The 19,061-nt window shown below is 36.4% G+C and carries 14 protein-coding genes; 2 read left to right on the forward strand and 12 right to left on the reverse strand.

Annotated elements, in window-relative coordinates; translation table 11 throughout:
* Positions 1–141: 141 nt before the first annotated feature.
* The 9 genes from F3J23_RS20070 to hutH form a co-directional block, all read right to left on the reverse strand.
* Entirely contained in the window at positions 142–1,395 is a 1,254-nt protein-coding gene (locus F3J23_RS20070) for a DUF3887 domain-containing protein (RefSeq protein WP_167033089.1), read from the reverse strand.
* Between the two features lie 6 nt (positions 1,396–1,401).
* The gene (locus tag F3J23_RS20075; RefSeq protein WP_167033090.1) at positions 1,402–1,767 is read right to left on the reverse strand and encodes a hypothetical protein; all 366 of its coding nucleotides are present in this window, start codon (positions 1,765–1,767) and stop codon (positions 1,402–1,404) included.
* The gene (locus F3J23_RS20080) at positions 1,764–3,449 is read right to left on the reverse strand and encodes a C45 family autoproteolytic acyltransferase/hydolase (RefSeq protein WP_167033092.1); all 1,686 of its coding nucleotides are present in this window, start codon (positions 3,447–3,449) and stop codon (positions 1,764–1,766) included. Before F3J23_RS20080 ends, F3J23_RS20075 begins: the two co-directional genes overlap by 4 nt.
* Positions 3,450–3,461: 12 nt before the next feature.
* Positions 3,462–4,982: a phytoene desaturase family protein gene (locus tag F3J23_RS20085; protein ID WP_167033094.1), complete on the reverse strand. Its 1,521-nt coding sequence runs from the start codon at positions 4,980–4,982 to the stop codon at positions 3,462–3,464.
* Between the two features lie 175 nt (positions 4,983–5,157).
* Positions 5,158–6,042: a lipid A biosynthesis acyltransferase gene (locus F3J23_RS20090; RefSeq protein WP_167033096.1), complete on the reverse strand. Its 885-nt coding sequence runs from the start codon at positions 6,040–6,042 to the stop codon at positions 5,158–5,160.
* Positions 6,043–6,156: 114 nt separating this feature from the next.
* On the reverse strand, positions 6,157–6,411 hold the full coding sequence (locus F3J23_RS20095) for an acyl carrier protein (RefSeq protein ID WP_167033098.1): 255 nt from the start codon (positions 6,409–6,411) through the stop codon (positions 6,157–6,159).
* 4 nt (positions 6,412–6,415) lie between these two features.
* The gene (locus F3J23_RS20100) at positions 6,416–7,636 is read right to left on the reverse strand and encodes a beta-ketoacyl-[acyl-carrier-protein] synthase family protein (protein ID WP_167033100.1); all 1,221 of its coding nucleotides are present in this window, start codon (positions 7,634–7,636) and stop codon (positions 6,416–6,418) included.
* 106 nt (positions 7,637–7,742) lie between these two features.
* Positions 7,743–8,474, reverse strand: coding sequence for a 3-oxoacyl-ACP reductase FabG (fabG, locus tag F3J23_RS20105; RefSeq protein ID WP_167033102.1), 732 nt, complete (start codon positions 8,472–8,474; stop codon positions 7,743–7,745).
* Positions 8,475–8,560: 86 nt separating this feature from the next.
* Positions 8,561–10,081: a histidine ammonia-lyase gene (gene hutH, locus F3J23_RS20110; RefSeq protein ID WP_185156487.1), complete on the reverse strand. Its 1,521-nt coding sequence runs from the start codon at positions 10,079–10,081 to the stop codon at positions 8,561–8,563.
* Between the two features lie 97 nt (positions 10,082–10,178).
* Here hutH and F3J23_RS20115 point away from each other — a divergent pair, with 97 nt between their 5' ends.
* A complete protein-coding gene (locus F3J23_RS20115; RefSeq protein WP_167033106.1) occupies positions 10,179–11,432 on the forward strand; it encodes an NAD(P)/FAD-dependent oxidoreductase in 1,254 nt (417 codons plus the stop codon).
* 35 nt (positions 11,433–11,467) lie between these two features.
* On the opposite strand, the gene F3J23_RS20120 is transcribed toward F3J23_RS20115, so the two are convergent.
* The 3 genes from F3J23_RS20120 to F3J23_RS20130 form a co-directional block, all read right to left on the reverse strand.
* A complete protein-coding gene (locus F3J23_RS20120; RefSeq protein WP_167033108.1) occupies positions 11,468–12,076 on the reverse strand; it encodes a hypothetical protein in 609 nt (202 codons plus the stop codon).
* 75 nt (positions 12,077–12,151) lie between these two features.
* A complete protein-coding gene (locus F3J23_RS20125; protein WP_167033110.1) occupies positions 12,152–13,444 on the reverse strand; it encodes a phenylacetate--CoA ligase family protein in 1,293 nt (430 codons plus the stop codon).
* Between the two features lie 74 nt (positions 13,445–13,518).
* Complete coding sequence (locus tag F3J23_RS20130) at positions 13,519–15,207, reverse strand: M23 family metallopeptidase (protein ID WP_167033112.1); 1,689 nt, start codon at positions 15,205–15,207, stop codon at positions 13,519–13,521.
* A gap of 447 nt (positions 15,208–15,654) precedes the next feature.
* Here F3J23_RS20130 and ileS point away from each other — a divergent pair, with 447 nt between their 5' ends.
* Entirely contained in the window at positions 15,655–19,050 is a 3,396-nt protein-coding gene (ileS, locus tag F3J23_RS20135) for an isoleucine--tRNA ligase (protein ID WP_167033114.1), read from the forward strand.
* The last annotated feature ends 11 nt before the right edge of the window (positions 19,051–19,061 follow it).

Genomic DNA, 19,061 nt, shown 5'->3' on the forward strand with positions numbered 1-19,061 from the left:
ATTGCTTTTTGGTAAATATTAACACTTTAAATTATTCAGTTAGTAGGGAAATAATCTAGATGTTACATATTTAAAAACAATTTATTCAATAAAATTGATTATGTTAAATAAAAACAATTCTTTAATAAAAATTCGAAAAAACTATTTTAAAATAAAAAGTGTAAGGTCTCGTAAGAATTCTTCATCAACTTTCCCTTTTATCTCGTAATCTTTCGGAGAGGGCTTCCCTGAGCCGGAAATGAATAAGTGGCTTAAAGAAGGATAGAATTTAAATTCTGCCGTTTTATTATTTTTCAACTCATTTTTCCAAAGATTAAAGTCTTTTTCAGTAACCTGATAATCTCTTCCACCCTGAGCAAAAAACATAGGAGCTTTAATCTTCTTTACTTCAGTAAGCTGGTTATAGTCTTTTAGGTATTTCCAGTAAGCAGCAGATTGCCCCAGAGGAAGATCACTCGCGGGTGTATGTAAGGAGAATTTTGATGAATTTAATAAAGCAACCTGCTTTTTTATTTTCTGAACTTCATCAGCTGGAAGTTTTGCAGGATCGATATTGTGAATATATTCGTATTGTTCAATGATCAGATTTTGTAAAGGTCTTGCATTTCCTGCCATAAAAATATATTTAGAGGCCATGGCTCTTTCTGCAATCTTAGGCATCAAATAAGCTCCTTGGCTGTGGCCTAAAATAATAATCTGATATCCTTTAAAGTCTGTATTATTTTTAAAATAATTCGCTGCATTCACAGCATCATTGATTGTTTCCTGCTCTACAGTAGAATTTTCGTTGAATGTTTCCGGGTTGGAATATGTTCTTTTATCATAACGGTATGAAGCGATGCCATTATTGAAAAGATACTCTGCAATATCTTTGAAGGGTTTATTCCCGCCTATTGTTTCATCTCTGTCACTGGCTCCTGATCCATGAACGAAAATCACCAGTCTTTTCTTATTATCGGAAGTGGGAACCAGTAATGTTCCATTCAAATCAATATCATCACTTTTTATTCTCAGTGTTGTTTTTTCATCTCGCTCTTCAAATGTTTTATGAGGCACTAAAAAGAAACCAAGCAGCTTATTATTTTCATTAAAAGTCAGTTGAATATCAAGTTTAGATTTTTCAAATTCTGTGTAGTAATAGTAAATATCTCCTTCGTTATTTACTTCAAGAATTTGTTTAATACTTCCCATCTGTTCCTGGAGCTGATCCATAACTGCTTTAAGCTGTTCTATCGGAATATGGCCTGCAATTGAGGAGTCAAAGGAAGTGTGTGCTTTTTCTATATTCTTATCAATAAACAAAGTTTTGATAAAAGTACTGCCTATTTCTTTTCTGTTCTGAGAAAATGACAATAATGAACAAGTGATAAAAAGAAAAGTTAATAGTTTTTTCATGGTATATTATTTATAAACAACGTCGGAGAATGATAAAGGCCCCATCATAATGGTAATAAATATCGCAATAATCACCAGTGCCAGCTGTGTTGTATGATAGGTTTTCTCCCTGTCGTTTTCATTGATTTCAAAAGTAAACTTTATTTTATCCGGCCTTCTGATAATCCTCCAGATGATGACAAGAATAACAAGATTCAGTAATATCGGCAGTACAAGGAATATTTTATTTCCATAATTATCTTTTACATTTCCAAAACTGTGAATGGGAATAATATCCGGAACTGAACTGTATACCGTACAAAGGTAAACGGAATAGCAAATGATAATAATAAAAGGAATACAGAACAGCAGTTTTATATGTTTTGGAATCATTTCAGCTTATGTAAGGTTTTCTTAAGGTATTTCTCTACTTCTTTTCTATCCGGAACGGTGGTAATTTCTTTTGTCAAAGCTTTTTCAAATTCAGATTTTGCTTTTGAATATTCTTTATTCTTAAAATAATATTTTCCGGCCAGATAATATCCTTTCCAAAAATAAGGATTTAAAGCCTGATAATGAGCAAGAAATTCATCCGAAAGCATTTTGTTGTCGTCAATAGCATTATTTATTTCCGGGCTAATTTTCCTGTATTCTTCATAGTTTTTAAATTGTTGAGAGTCTGCAAAAGGATCTCTGGCAATATTCAGTTTAGATTTTGAAAGATCATCAGGTTGAAGACCATTCTCTGAAAATATTTCGTTGAGATCATAGCAAACGAATTCTCCTAACTGATAAGGATTGGAAGAAACCCAAACCAGCTTTTTCTGAGGCGAAAATATAACGGCATGATGGGAAATAAGCTGATTTAATGCTTTCTCATTTCCATAGCCAATATTTTCATCTTTTAACCCTGATGTATTTCTTAGAATAGAAGCCATTTTTTCCGGATTAAGCTTTCTTTCTTCCTGCAAAAGCTCCTGCAGCTTTTCATAGCGGTATTCAGAATGACTTTCCATAATATGTTTCTGATTTCTTTTATCATCTTTGTAAGCTTCAGACTGGAAATGATTGGTACAAATTACCTTACTGGTATTCTGCACTTTATATACTCCGAAATTTTTAGGTGAAACCTCAATGATCACAGCGTTTTTATCGGCTGCACTTCCCACAAGAATAGATTCCGAAACAAAAACTTTTCTTTTCTTAGCAATGGCAATGGCTTCATCAATATTCTTGGCATATTGTAGAATTTCTCTGGTAACAAGAGAGATCGGAGTCTTTGCTGTGAGCGGAATTTTTGATTTTCCGGCATTGATTGTCACCGTAATACCTTCTTTATTCATCCCGGAAACTACTCCTATCATTCCAGGCCAGCTGACTGACATATAAGGAATTCCATTTTCCGGCTGTACAAATTCAACAAGCTTATTTTTAGCGAAATCATCACCTACATAAAAGTCGAAGTTCCTTCCAATCAGCAGGTCTCCATCTTCCGTATTTTCATTCCATACAGCCAGAGAGCTGCAGCCAACCATGGCGAGATCCTGCATTGCATGGCCAATATCGTGGGCTCCGTGGAGATATAGATTCCTTAAGTATTTAGGGGCAATAAAATCAAACTGATCGGAAGAATATTGAGATAGTCCATATAATTCCGCCTGATAATCTTCTCTTACATTGAGATACATTTTTCTGTTGTACCATTTTAAGAAGCCCCTCAACAGTCTTTGTTTGAATTTTGAGGGTACAAACCCTTCCACCTTTGAGAAGAAAATACCTTCCTGTTTCTGCATGAGGTCTTGCGTCAATGCTCCGTTATTATATCCCAGCTGCAATGGATTTCCTTTGATATAGAGTTCCCAAAGCTGCTGTTTATTTTTCGTTAAATAATTCTGATGATATCTGAAAGTACTATCGTTTATCTTTGTTACCTCAGGAACTTCCAATGAATATTGTTTTACCTCAGGAATATGGTGAATTGATTTTGATATTCCACATGAGGAAAGTAGAAAAAAGAAAGTCAGGCAAACAATGATTCTTTTGTAAAATGGTAGTATGGTATTCGTTTTTTTCACTTTTCGTTTTTATTAATCATTGATTGATCTTAACCTTGCATCAATGGTTTCCTTTCCTAAAATTTCAGCACAGGTATTGAAAGCTCCAATGGTTACACCCAAAATTCCATGCATGTTTACAGACTGTCCGGTAAGGAAAAGATTATCGATTTTGGTACGTGGAGAAACCATTGTTTTAAGAGGATTCTCCGAGCTTTTCATGTATCCGTACATATTCCCTTCAAAGTTTCCGATATAATCCCTGTAAGACAATGGAGAAGAGGTGTATATCTTTTTAACAGCATCTCTGAGGCTTGGTATCTTCTTTTCCAAGGCATCAAGCATTTTCTCTGTCTTTTCAAGTTTAAATCTTTCGTAGGCCGCTCCTCTTTCATGTTCATCAGCCACTGTATTGAAAGTGTTTTCCCATTCTTTAACCTCATCAAAATCCATATAGGAAATCGCCGTAAGACTTTCTGCAAATTCAGGATGATGTTTTGATAGTGTAGATGAAAGCATATATGTTTCCGGCCAGGCTTCTTTTTGATAGCGGAATGCCTTCCAAACCAAATCTTCTGATGAATAATGATATATATTATAATTAAAATTCGGAAGACTCTGAGGTTTTAAAACCAGATAAACACTGAAGCATGATGAGACCGGCTGCCAGCTTAGAACCCTGTTCAGAAAGGACTTCTTGAGTCTGTCTTCACCGATCAGCTTTACTGTGGAACGAATTTCAATATTCGAAATAAACTGTCTCGCAGTATATTCTTTTCCTGATTTTGTTTTTGCTGAGGTCAGTACATTATTTTCATTAAAAATAAATTCAGAAACTTCCGAATGTTTATGTACTTCTGCTCCATATTCTCTAAGTTTTCTAATCAACAGTTTTGAAATCTGGCTTCCTCCCTTCACGCATTTATAAGCACTCTGAATATAAGAATTAACCGTTAGGGCATGAACGTAAAAAGGTACATTTTCGGAATCTCCTGCATATAAAAAATTAGAACCCAGTAAAACCGACTGCAGTTTTTTGTTCTGGGTAACAGATTCTATAAATCTTTTGGTATTTAAATGCAGGATCTCTTCGTTGTAATTATCTTTCCCTACTACATGATATCTTGGAAACTGGCTGCAGACATACTGAATTTCTTCGCAATAGTTTTCAAGGTTTTCTTTTTCATCCGGAAAATATTTTGACAGCTGTTCTATAAAATTCTGATAGCCCTGTGCATGGGGATATTCAATGGTGTCGCCATCAAATGAAATTCTGTCGTATCCGTCTTCATCCATCTTCTGAAGCTCAAGATCATTCATAATCTCCAGATAGGAAAAGAAGCGGTTCAGGTTCTGCCCTTCCGAAAGCCCTCCAAGATAGTGAACTCCGGTATCAAAAATTAATTTATCTCTTGAAAAAGTTTGTAGATTTCCTCCATACTGGTTGTTTTTTTCCAGCACACAAACTTTCAGGCCTTCTTTCGCCAAAATAAGAGCCGAAACAAGACCTCCCAATCCGCTGCCGATTACAAGTATGTCATATTCTTTTTTCAAAAGAGAATGTGCTTTTAAATTAAGAGATTGAGAAATTAAGAAATTCAGACATTATTTTGGTATCGTATGCAAAGAAATCCTATTTGGGCAATACTATTTGGTGATTCTAAATTCTCAGTTAATCTTAATGGTTTTGAGTTATTTTATTAGTTTTTCAGGGATAAAAATAGAAAAATTAATCAATATCATCCCAAAAATCAAAATAATTAAACCATTGAAGCGGATATTTTTTCACCATGGTTTCAAGATTTTGAACATAAGACTGCAAAAGTCCCTGTGAGTCACGGTTTTTAATATTTTGAGCGACTCTTGCGTATAAATGATAATGCAGATTATTTTCTTTCATTACATACACATATACTACCGGAACTCCAAGTCTTGAGGCAATAAGGAATGGTCCTGCCGGAAATTTTGCACTTTTCCCCAGTAATTCAGCTTCCAGATATTTGGAGCCCTCAAAATAGCGGTCACCGGTAAAGCAGATTAGTTCATTGTTTGATAAAGCCTGATTGATCTCAAAAATATGAGACATATCTTCTTTCACATAAATGAATTTGATATTACTTTCTTTTACGGCAACGCTTTCCAGGTATTCTTTGATTACGGTCACTTCCTGATCAGTGGTTACCAGATTGATCTGGCAGTCGAAATCGATATCGGCAAAAAAATGTTCTGCAATTTCAAAGTTTCCGATATGAGCACTGATCAGAACCCCGCCTTTTTTGGCAGCCAGAAGATTTCTTAGATTTTCAATCCCGTCAAATTCGTAAGTGTATTTTTCTCTTAATCCGGCAGAAATAGCCGTTTTATCAATAAGAACCTTTCCAAAAGTGAAATAGCTTTTAAATATGGAACTTTTAGCTTTCCAATATCCGTAATTCAATCTTTTTTGAAAGTAATAAAGAATATAGCGGTTACTTTTTTTCTGAAACAGCGAGTAATAGGCTGCTACAAAGTAAAGCACGCCATATGAACTTCTGATTCCGATATTTCTAATACACCAAACGAATATCCTGTATCCTAATACCGTTCCTTTAGATTTACCTTTCCATTTGTTCATAAATACAATTTACCAATATAAGAGTATACCAATGTAATACTATTTTTAGTGTATGCTGTACACCGTTATATTATTACATTGGTACTTTTTATAGAATAAAGGTTTACTCGATAATTAAGCTTTTTTTTCAGCTATTTTATTTTCAATCGTAGTGTAGAAATCATCAAATGTTACCATTTTCTTGAAGTCGGCTTCTCCTAATTTCACTCCGAAATTAGATTCAATCACAACTACCATGTCAATATAATCCAGACTATCCAAGCCTAGTGTATTTTTAAGGTTGGCATCGTTACTGATTTCATCTCCGTCTACTTCGAATTCATTTACCAGAAAATCATTAACAATGGCAACAATCTTTTCCCTTTCCATGTTTTTAATCAAATTTTTTAACTATTAGTGCAGAATTGGTTCCCCCAAACCCAAAAGAATTCGACAAAAATACATCAATTTTTTGATTTTTTGTTTTTGCGATTAAATTTATCTTTTTCGCCTCATTATCAGGGTTTTCCAGATTAATATTGGGAGCCACAAAATCGTTCTGCATCATCAGAATGGAGTAGATAACTTCACTTGCGCCTGCCATCCAGCATTCATGTCCCGTCATGGATTTGGTAGAACTTACCGGAACTTCGTTTCCGAAGATCTCATAAATTGCTTTAGCTTCATTGGCATCACCAATGGGTGTGGAAGTTGCATGAGCATTGATATAATCGATGTCTGAAGCATTCAATCCAGATTGTTTTAGGGCTCTGTCCATAGCTAAGGCAGGTCCGTCTACATTCGGAGTAGAAATATGCCCTCCGTTTGAAGAGAAACCATACCCGATAATTTCAGCAATAATGGGAACTCCTCTTCTTTGGGCGGATTCCAGACTTTCAACGATTAAGGTTGCAGCTCCTCCACTTGGAATTAATCCGTCTCTGTCTGCATCGAAAGGTCTTGATGCTTTTTCAGGTTCGTCTTCTCTTGCGGAAAAAACGCCTAAACCGTCAAAGCTAGCCATTGAATATTTGTTGGTTTCCTGTGCACCTCCGCAGATAATCATATCCTGAAAACCGTTTTTGATCATCATATAAGCAAGACCCAAAGAATGTGAACCGCTTGCACACGCCGCACTTATGGTAAGATTAATCCCTTTCAGCTTAAAGATTGTTGAAAGATTCATCGTTACTGTTGAGTTCATTGATTTGAAGATCGCTCCCGATCCCATCAATGTTGTATCTTTCTTTTCCCTTGCGATATCGATAGATTCTACGACTGCCTGAGAAACACTGTCATTTCCGTATAGAATTCCCACCTCGTGAGTATCTAAAAACGTTTCATCCAGATTAGCCTGTTTTAGTGCATCAATGGTGGCAAGATAAGCATATTCGCTCTCTTCTCCCATGCTGATACGCTGGCGTCTGTTCAAAAGATTCTTCAGATCCGGTTTAGGAACAACCCCTGTAAGGCCTGATCTGAAACCGAATTCTTTTCTGTCTTTATCTAAAACAATACCGGATTTTCCTTGATATAGGGATTCCCTGACCTCTTCTAAAGAGGTCCCGATGCAGGAATAAATTCCCATCCCGGTAATCACAACCCTATTTTCCATTTGTTTATATTAAGTTTAGCAATGTATCAGCGTAAGAATGCAGTCCTATTTCCATTGAAATTCAATCAACATTGGCTCTCTGATACATTTGTGTATTGTTAGATTATTATGAATAAATTCCGCCGTTAATATTAATCACTTCTCCTGTGATGTATGAAGATTTTCTTGAAGCCAGAAAAGCTACCAGATCAGCAACTTCTTCTGCTTCACCAAATCTGTTGGCAGGAATCATTGCTTTTAATTCTTCTTCATTGAACTCCTGAGTCATATCTGTTCTGATAAAACCCGGAGCCACTGCATTTACAGTAATATTTCTTTTAGCTACTTCCTGGGCAAGAGCCTTTGTAGCTCCTACCAAAGCTCCTTTTGCAGCAGAGTAATTGGTCTGGCCTGCTGTTCCTTTCACTCCTGAAACTGAAACCATATTGATGATTCTTCCGTATTTGTTACGAAGCAGTTTCTGGATAAAGAAGTTGGTTACGTTGAAAAAACCGTCCAGACTTGTATTGATCACATGATTCCAGTCTTCTTTCTGCATCCACATAAAGAGACCATCTCTTGTGATTCCGGCATTATTAACGATCACTTCTACCACGGCATCCGGATTTTTCTCCTGCCATTCCGTTAATACAGCCTGTGTTTCTTCGGTATTTCCTACATCAAATTTAAGAATTTCTCCTGTAGCACCCAATTCTACAACTTTTGCCAAAGTTTCTTTTGCTGCGGTTTCATTGGAAGCGTAGTTGATGAGAATGTGGTAGTTTTTTTCTTCTGCCAGTTTTATACAGATTGCTCTCCCGATTCCTCTGGAGCCCCCTGTTACAATTGCACATTTCATGCGTTAGTGTTTATTTTGTTTTTAGTTTTTTTAAGCTAATTTTTATATCCCTATGTATTATATAGACAACTAATTGCTGTAGATAATTACATAGTTTTTAAATATTTCTTCACTTCTTCCAGGTATGGGTACATGACCATATCATCTGAAAAAGCAGGAATAATTTTTCTGATTTCATCATACAATTCTTTTGTTGATGAGGAAACTTTATCCTGGAAACCAAGATATTCAATAGCCTGAATAATTGTGATTGCTTCAATCGTTAATACTTCAAAGGCATTTTCAATCACTTTTCTACAGATCACCGCTGCATTGGTTCCCATACTTACGATATCCTGATTGTCATTATTATTCGGAATACTGTGAACATACATGGAGTTTGACAACATCTGACTTTCTGCTGTAGTAGAAGTTGCTGTAAACTGTACACCCTGCATCCCGAAATTGAAACCTAATTTACCTAAATTTACAAAAGGAGGCAAAATTTCGTTGATCTTCGCATTCAAAAGATAGTTCAACTGCCTTTCTGCAAGCATCGTCAGTTTGGTTACTACAATCTTAAGTTTATCCATTTCCAGAGAGATGTAGTCTCCATGGAAATTTCCTCCGTGGTAAACGTGCTGATCTTCAACATTGATGATCGGGTTATCGTTCGCAGAATTAATCTCATTTTCAAGAACCTTTTCCGTATATTCCAACGTGTCTAACACCGGACCTAAGATTTGCGGAACACATCGTAAAGAGTAATACTCCTGTACTTTCTCCTTGAAAACCTTTTCCTGTTCTTCGAAATGAGTATAAAGGTGATCTTCTCTTTTTCTGATCAGCTTACTGTCTGCAAGATGTGCGCGCATTCTTTCCGCCACTTTTTGCTGGCCGTAATGTTTCTTTGTTCCATTCAAAGCTTCTGAGAAGTGATCATCATATGCCTGAACAATTTCATTGATTGCACATGAAAGTCTGATGGAAATATCTGTCAGCTGATTTGCTTTATAAGCATTTACAATACCAATTCCGGACATTACAGAAGTTCCGTTCATCAGAGCAAGACCTTCACGGATTTCTACTTTAATAGGTTCTAATCCTTCAGACTCAAAAACTTCTTTTGTAGATCTTCTTCCACTATTATAAAAGACTTCTCCTTCTCCAATCAGTACTAAAGCAAGGTGTGCCAGCTGAACCAAATCTCCACTTGCACCAACTCCTCCATGTTCAAAGATCAATGGAGTGATATCTCTGTTGATGAGCTCCTGAAGAAGATATATAACAGATTGGTGTACTCCTGAATTTCCTAATGATAAAGTATTCAATCTGGCCAGCATGCAGGCTTTCACTTCCTGTGCAGGCAGGGGATTTCCTATTCCTGAAGAATGACTTCTGATCAGGTTGTACTGAAGCTGGTGCGTATCTTCATCGCTGATCTTGAATTGAGCCATAGGCCCAAAACCGGTATTCACACCGTATATTACTTTATTTTTTGAAAACTCTTTTAAAAACTGAAAACTTCTATCCACTCTTGATAAAAGTGATTCATCCAGTTCTATTTTTTCATTCTCAATGATAATTTTTTGAAAGTCTTTCAGTTCTAAAAAGTTATTTATTTTCATCAATTAAAAGTAATAGTTGCTAATTTTGTAAATATTAATTATTTGTCACTAATTTTGCGGCAAAGATAAAAGTTATTATTAAAATAAAAAATCAAAGATGAGCAAAGAATTTGTTGACGTTCTTGTAATCGGGGCTGGGCCTTCCGGATGCGTATCTTCTTCGTACTTAAAGAAGAATAACGTCAACGTAAAAGTAGTCGAAAAGACCAAATTTCCAAGACTGGTAGTGGGTGAAAGCTTAATTCCAAGGGTGATGGACCACTTTGATGAGGCCGGACTTTTCCCTGCATTAGACAAAATGGGGTTTGAAAAAAAGCTCGGAGCACGTTTCCTTCGCGGCGATGAAGTCTGCATTTTTGATTTCAGCAACAAATTCGGAGAAGGCTGGGACTGGACCTGGCAGGTTCCAAGAGCTGATTTTGACAACACTCTTGCTCAGGAAGTGATTAACAAAGGGATTGACCTTGAATTTGAAACTGAAGTTATCGGCATACAGTTCAATGGAACGGATTCTATAACCACTGTGCGAAATAAAGATGGAGAGACTAAAGAAATCCATGCTAAATTTGTTATTGATTCCAGCGGCTACGGAAGAGTTCTTCCCCGTTTATTAGATCTTGAAAAACCATCTAAATTATCTCCTCATTCCGCTATTTTTTCGCATGTAAATGACGTTAATAGAGAACCTGGAGAAGAAGGTACGTTAATTTCTTTTGACATCATTGAAACGGAAGTATGGCTTTGGGTAATTCCGTTTTCCAACGGAAATACGAGTTTAGGAATTGTAGGTCCTACCGAATATATTGATCAATTATCCGAAAACGGAGATACTGCCGAAGCTTTAAGAAAAGCAATTTCTCTTTCTGATTATTATGTAAAACGTTTCGGGAATGTAGAATTCCTTTTTGAACCAAAACATCTGAAAGATTATTCATGTTCTGTGAAAAGCTTGTTTGGAGATGGATTTGCTTTAACAGGAAACGCTTCAGAATTCCTTGATCCTGTATTTTCTTCGGGAATGGCTTTTGCCACAGAATCCGGAATGCTTGCTGCAAAACTGGCTTTGAAGCAGCTTAATGGGGAAAAAGTTGACTGGCAGACGGAATACACGGATTATATTTTATACGGAGTGGATGTTTTTACCACTTATGTGAAAGAATGGTATACCGGAAATCTTCAGGAGTTATTTTTCCATCAACCGGAAAATCCGGATGTAAAGAAAAAGATATGCGCTGTTCTGGCCGGATATGTATGGAACAAAGACAATCCGTTTGTGAGAAAGCATGATACAGTTATTAAAAACCTGGCCAACCTGATTAAGTTGGAAAAACATGAACAGGAAAATCAATAAAACAAAAACGGTCTGAACATTCAGACCGTTTTTTATTATTTTAAAGATTTTTTAATTTCCTTTCCGAGATACTTTCCGGCAGATTCGTAAGCCGCAGCTATTCTTCCGTACTCCATTACAAATTCACGATTTTGGGTAAACTTATCGAATTTTTCAAGCTTCACCTCCGCTAATACAGCAGAAGGATTATTGGTTTCCACCAGTTTTATTTTACCTGTTATTTCAGCAGTCATTGCAGTAAGCCCTGCGTGCCAGCCAGGGAAAACCCAATTCGTTTCTACTAACAGGGTATATTTCGCAGAACCATCTTTCTTAAATGAAATATTTTTGTATGCTTTATTCAGACCTTTTGCAAAATAGTCTGCATAGTATTCTTTTTTATAGTTTTCCCATTCTTCAATCCATTTTTTCCAGGCTTCTTCACCTCTTTTAGGATTTTCAAGAACTTGTTTTTTTCTGTTTTCAAGGTATTGAGCTTCTGTAATATTTTCTTTCATAAACAGTACATTCTCAAACTTAACCTCAACATTCACTTCGGTCTGATCTTTTAAAACACCCAGACTTCCTGCAACAATTTTCATTTTCTCCTGTCCGAAAGCTGAGGCCATTATAATCATAAAGACCAGCAATAATAATTTTTTCATATGTATTAGCTTTTATATTTAAGAGCGCAAAGATATTATAAAAAGTAAATTTTTGCTCTTTCTTCTCTTTTAATTTTATCTTAAATCAATAAAAGTGATCGGCTTTCTACTATTGGGATTGAAAACCGTTTTGGAAAGGATTTCAAAATCGATAATTTCAATTTTCGGACTTACCCTCAGTTTTGCACGGAAATGATCTCTTACTTCATTAACGAAGTTTTCATTTTCTTCTGCTGTACTCAGCTTGATGATGATCTCATCCAACCCTATTTCATTGGCCTGGATAACAATCTGGTAGCACAGGATATTATTAAAGTCGTTCAAAATATCATTCATCGCAGGCGGATACAGTGTTGTTCCCTTGTATTTGATCATCTGCTGTTTTCTTCCTACCACAGGACCTAACCTCATTGTATTTCTTCCACATTGACAAGGCTCATTATGTGCTCTTACAAGATCTCCCGTTTTAAATCTTAAGAGAGGAATTGCTTCCACCCCTAAAGTCGTAATAGTAAGCTCACCACTTTCTCCTTCTTTTACAGGATTTCCTTCATCATCCAGAATTTCCGTAATAATCAGCTCAGGATGATGATGCCCTCCAATCTGATATTCACACTCTGTAAAAGCGGTACTCATTTCGGTGGATGCATAGGTTGAAAAAAGTTTTATGTCCCATTTTTCTTTGATCTTCTGAGAAAGAATATTATCTGTAAAGTCCTGATTTTTGATACTTTCACCAATACACACGGCTCCATAAACACTGGAGTTTTTATAATCCAGACCATGTTTTTCGGCATAATCGATCATTTTAAGCAGGAAAGATGGAACGGTAATCAGATATTTAGGTTGGTATCTGAAAATAGAATCCCATTGTAATTCGGGAATTCCCGGTCCCATTCTCACTACACTTGCTCCCATTTTCCTTAATCCTAAGAAATAGGCAAGACCAGCCATAAAGCGTTTATCAATGGTGGTAATCATCTGTACTACGTCTCCTTTCTGAATGCCTGCGCAGGCAAAAGAGATCGCCTCATTGTAAGCGAGCCTTTCAAGGTCATTATCAGATAATCCAAAGGTCACCGGATCTCCCAGTGTACCTGAAGTTGTACTGTAATCTACAATCTTATCCGGTGTAATGCAGAAGAAATCATGATTATACTGCTGCAAATCATTCTTTGTGGTAGTGGGAATTTTTTGAAGGTCTTCCAATGTTCGGATATCTTCAGTTTTGATTGTATTTTCCCTGAATAATTTCTGATAAAAAGGGGAATGGTTTTCAAGATACACCAACAGCTCATGAAGTTTTTCTTCCTGAAACTTTTTTATTTCCTGAATACCTGCTTTCTCGATTGACGGGTGAAATTCCAATGATTTTAATTTTTAAAAAGCAAATTTATTTAATTAAAATTAAAAGACTTAAAGATTCAAGTATTAAAAGACATTTATCTCTGGAAGGTAAAGGTTTGTATGTTTGTATTTCCGGCAGTATTGGTTGTGGCTACTGTTAAACGATGCTCTCCTGAACCTTTTGGACATTTTTCATCAAAAACATAAACAAAATCATCTTTTACACGGGCAAACCGCAGCCATTTCCCATCCAGTTCAGCCCGGAATGAAACAATATCTCCATATTGGGTTTTTCCTTTTAACCGTAAAGAACTGCTGGTGACCAAAGCCCCTTCTTTCCACCCTGGTGAAGCTGACGGCAGATTCGGATCCAATATTAGTTTTGCCGTACCCAATCTGTTGAATTTACCTTCTGCCCAATCTCCGTTCCAGGCGGCCTTTACTTCATCCGTATCACTTCCGTAATCCAGCAAAATAATAACTTTATCTTTTTCCTGGGCACTTAATTTCCTATTGGGTTTTATTCTTAATGTATATGTATCATGCACCGGGATATATGGGCTATGCAAAATGATATTATTTGAAACTTCATTCAAATGAGTCCCTGGTTTTTCATATGCATTAAAGTTTACTGCGTCATACATTGCATTTTTACTGAAATTGATCTCTGCATTTTCCGTTGTAATCTTTTTTTCTTCATTGGGCATTACCATCTCATTGGCAGCTTTAACTTTATCCGTTATTTTACTCAGCTGAACTTTTGTAATCAGGCGGCTTTTATTTCCATTCACATCTTTTAAAATAATTTCGATGTTGTGAACATCTTCATCCTGAAGATCAATAATTCCCGTAAGATTGGGAATGCTATAGTTTTGAAGTTTCATCCCCGGTAAAACAGATAAATGCTGAATACTCATTTTATCTCTGGCAAATTTGGTATAATCAATACAGCCATTCTCATACCGGGTATCATCATAACTTACTTTATCAATTGAAAAGCCATAGACCAGCTTACCGTCCATTAATAGCTCTGCTTTATAAATTCCAAGATTAAATCCCTGATTGGCTTTATCCGCTGCTTTAATTCCAAAGCTTATCATCGGAGAATTAACTCTGATAACATCTGTAGTGTAAATGCTTCCTGTTTTCTTTACCGTAATTCCATTCGCCCCCGGTTCATACGTACTGAAACGTCGATCATACCAGTACAGTCCACTGATAACCGGAGCTATATTATCTGGAATGGTAAAACCAAAAAGTAACGGATTGAGACATTCTTCCGTTTTGGTATCTCTTATTTCAAAATGCAGATGCGGCCCTGCGGACCCACCTGTATTTCCGCTTAAAGCGATCTGCTGTCCTTTGTTTACAGGAAACTGTTCTGGTGAAAAAGTAATGTCCTGCTCCCATTTTTCATCTTTATATTGTTTACTCTTTACATATTCATCAAGTGTATCAAAGTATTTATTCAGATGGGCATACACTGTAGTATATCCGTTCGGATGGGTGATGTAGATTGCGTTTCCAAAGCCGTAGCGCTCTATCTTTATTCTGCTTACATATCCGTTTGCAGCTGCGAATACAGGTAAATTTTCCTGGCTATTGGTTCTCAAATCCAATCCCATATGAAAATGGTTCGTTCGTACAGCTCCAAAGTTGGCAGCCAGCTGCATGGGAATGTTTAATGGATTTCTGAAATAATTCTGTGGATAATTATTCTGAGCCTGTGTGATGATACTATTGATAAAACAGATAATAAACATCAGTCTGGTAAAAATTTTCATACAGCATTTGGATTTAGTTCTACTTGAATATATGAAATTTCAAGCAATGATCGTGCTATTTTGGTATTGCAGGTTCTATTTTCAACCACAGATGAAACAGATTTTCACAGATGATTCGGATAAAAATCTGTGAAGCCTGTCGGATCTGCGGGAGATTATAACTGAGTTTTGGCTAAAGCCATTGAATGTATTTCTACTTCTTGAGCGGGCTAAAGCCCCGCTTTTATTCAATAAAACCAACAAGCAAAAAAGGGCCAGAAATAAAGATAAATAACGTATAAAATTCACTTATTTACCCATTATCACTTACTTTTTATCACTTCCCTTATATATATTTCTGAAATTGAACTTTTTAATAGATGATATCAAAATAAAACATATATTATAAACCGACAAAATTTAGTAAATTTGCAGACTTAATTAATCAACGATATTGAGATATTTACAATGAGCCAATTTAAAGAATACAAAAACCTCAACCTTATTGACGTAGCAGAGAATGTAGCGGAATTTTGGAAACAAAATAAAACTTTCAATAAGAGTGTTGAGATTCGTCAGGGAAATCCTGAGTTTGTTTTTTACGAAGGTCCGCCTTCAGCAAACGGTATGCCTGGAATTCACCACGTAATGGCAAGAGCATTGAAAGATATTTTCTGCCGTTACCAGACTCAAAACGGGAAACAGGTTTTCCGTAAAGCGGGCTGGGATACGCATGGTCTTCCTGTGGAACTGGGTGTAGAAAAAGAATTAGGAATCACTAAAGAAGATATTGGCAAAAAAATCTCTATTGAAGATTACAACAAAGCTTGTCGTGAGGCAGTAATGCGTTATACTGATGTATGGAATAATCTTACTGAGAAAATCGGATATTGGGTAGACCTTGATGATCCGTATATCACGTACAAGTCAAAATACATGGAAACGGTTTGGTGGCTGTTAAAGCAATTGTACGATAAAAACTTATTGTACAAAGGGTACACGATCCAGCCATATTCTCCGAAAGCAGGAACCGGACTTTCTTCTCACGAATTGAACCAGCCCGGAACGTATCGTGATGTTTCAGATACAACGGTTGTAGCTCAGTTTAAAGTGAAGAAGGACTCTTCAACATTATTCAATGATGTTGACGGAGATGTACATATCCTTGCATGGACGACAACTCCGTGGACGCTTCCATCCAATACGGCTCTTACCGTAGGTAGAGATATTGAATATGTTTTGGTTAAAACCTTCAATCAGTATACTTTCGAGCCGGTAACGGTTGTTTTATCAAGTGTTCTTTTACCTAAGGTTTTCGGTAAAAAATATGCTGAAGGGACAGACGAAGATTTTGCGAACTATACTTCTGAAACTAAAGTAATTCCTTTTAAAATTTTAAAAGAATTTACCGGAGAAAAACTTGTGGACACAAGATATGAGCAATTAATTCCTTGGTTTACGCCAAATGACAATGCCGAAAACGCATTCAGAGTGATCCTTGGAGATTTTGTTACAACAGAAGATGGTACAGGTATCGTTCACACGGCGCCTACTTTTGGTGCCGATGATGCGAGAGTTTCTAAAATGGCTCAGCCTGAAATCCCGCCAATGTTAGTAAAAGATGAAAATGACAATCTTGTTCCATTGGTAGATTTACAGGGGAAATTTATTCAGGGGGAAAATGTTCCTGAAGTGTTCTCCGGGAAATATATCAAAAACGAATATTACGATGAAGGAACTGCTCCTGAAAAATCTTGGGATGTGGAACTTGCAATCTTGCTGAAAACAGAGAACAAGGCTTTCAAAGTAGAGAAATATGTCCACTCTTATCCACATTGCTGGAGAACAGATAAACCTGTATTGTATTATCCGCTGGATTCATGGTTCGTGAAAATGACGGCTGTAAAAGACAGATTGGTTAACCTGAACAAAGACATCAACTGGAAGCCAAAGGCTACAGGAGAAGGGCGTTTTGCCAACTGGTTAGAAAATGTAAACGACTGGAACTTGTCCCGTTCAAGATATTGGGGAATTCCTTTGCCGATCTGGAGAACGGATGATCTTAAAGAAGAAAAGATTATCGGGTCTGTAGAAGAATTATATAACGAAATCGAAAAATCGATTGCGGCAGGATTGATGACTGAAAATCCATTCAAAGGTTTCATCATCGGAAATATGGCTGAATCCAACTATGAACTGGTTGATCTTCACAAAAATGTAGTAGACAAAGTAGTATTGGTTTCTGATTCAGGAAAAGCAATGAAACGGGAAAGCGACCTTATTGATGTTTGGTTCGATTCAGGTTCTATGCCGTATGCACAGCTGCATTATCCTTTTGAGAACAAAGAATTAATCGATAATAACAAAGCTTTCCCAGCAGACTTCATTGCAGAAGGTGTTGACCAGACCCGTGGATGGTTCTACACGCTTCATGCGATCGGAACAGCTGTTTTTGATTCTGTTGCTTATAAAAATGTAATGAGTAACGGGCTTGTTCTGGATAAGAACGGGCAAAAAATGTCAAAACGTTTAGGAAATGCTGTGGATCCGTTCGAAACACTTTCTGTATACGGTCCGGATGCTACACGTTGGTACATGATCTCTAATGCTAACCCTTGGGAAAATCTTAAGTTTGACATTGAAGGTATTGATGAAGTAAGAAGAAAGTTCTTCGGAACTCTTTATAATACCTATTCATTCTTTGCTTTATATGCCAATGTGGATGGCTTTAATTATTCAGAGAAAGAAGTGGAAAACCGTCCGGAAATTGACAGATGGATTCTTTCCGAGCTTAATCTTCTGATCAAAGAGGTAAAGGCTTTCTATGAAGATTATGAACCTACAAGAGTAGCAAGAGCAATCAGTACATTCGTGAATGATAACCTAAGTAACTGGTATGTAAGATTGTGCAGAAGACGTTTCTGGAAAGGAGATTATTCTGATGATAAGATCTCTGCTTACCAGACTTTATATACCTGTCTTGAGGTAGTAGCTAAGCTATCTGCCCCTATTGCTCCGTTCTTCATGGATCAGTTGTATCAGGACTTAAATAAAGTAACCGGAAAAGAGAACTGTGAGTCTGTACATTTAACAGATTTCCCTGTGGCTGATGAAAGCTTAATTGATCAGGATCTGGTTGAAAAAACGCATTTGGCTCAGAACATTACAAGTATGGTTTTCTCATTGAGAAAGAAGGAAAATGTAAAGGTTCGTCAGCCATTACAAAAAGTATTGGTTCCTGTACTGGATTCTAAAAGCGAGGAGCAAATCCTTGCCGTAGCAGATCTGATTAAGCAGGAAGTCAACGTAAAAGAATTACAGTTAATTAATGCTGAAGAGGCATCACACTTAATTGTAAAACAGATAAAACCGAATTTCAAAGCTCTTGGTCCTAAATTAGGAAAAGACATGAAAGTGGTTGGTGCAGAAATTACAAATCTTAGTGCTGAACAGATTTCCAATCTTGAAAAAGCGGGAAAAATTGATGTTCAGGGATATGAGATCACTCTTGATGATGTAGAGATCTCAACAAAAGATATCCCGGGATGGACAGTAACTTCCGATGGAAAAACAACTGTGGCATTAGATTTGACGTTAACCGATGAGTTAAAATCAGAAGGTATCGCAAGAGAGTTCATCAACAGGATTCAAAACCTGCGAAAAGATAAAGATTTTGAACTGACAGACAGAATTGGAATCTCCATTGAAGAGAATTCACCATTCCTTGAAGATATTAAGAAAAATGAGGAATATATTTCTTCCGAAGTCTTGTCAAATAAAATAGAAATTGTATCTTCACTTTCAAATTTTAACGAAATCGAAATAGATGAGGTTAATTTTAAGATAAATATTGAAAAAAATTAACATGTAGTTAT

Source organism: Chryseobacterium sp. Tr-659 (assembly GCF_011752975.1).
Classification (GTDB): Bacteria; Bacteroidota; Bacteroidia; order Flavobacteriales; family Weeksellaceae; genus Chryseobacterium.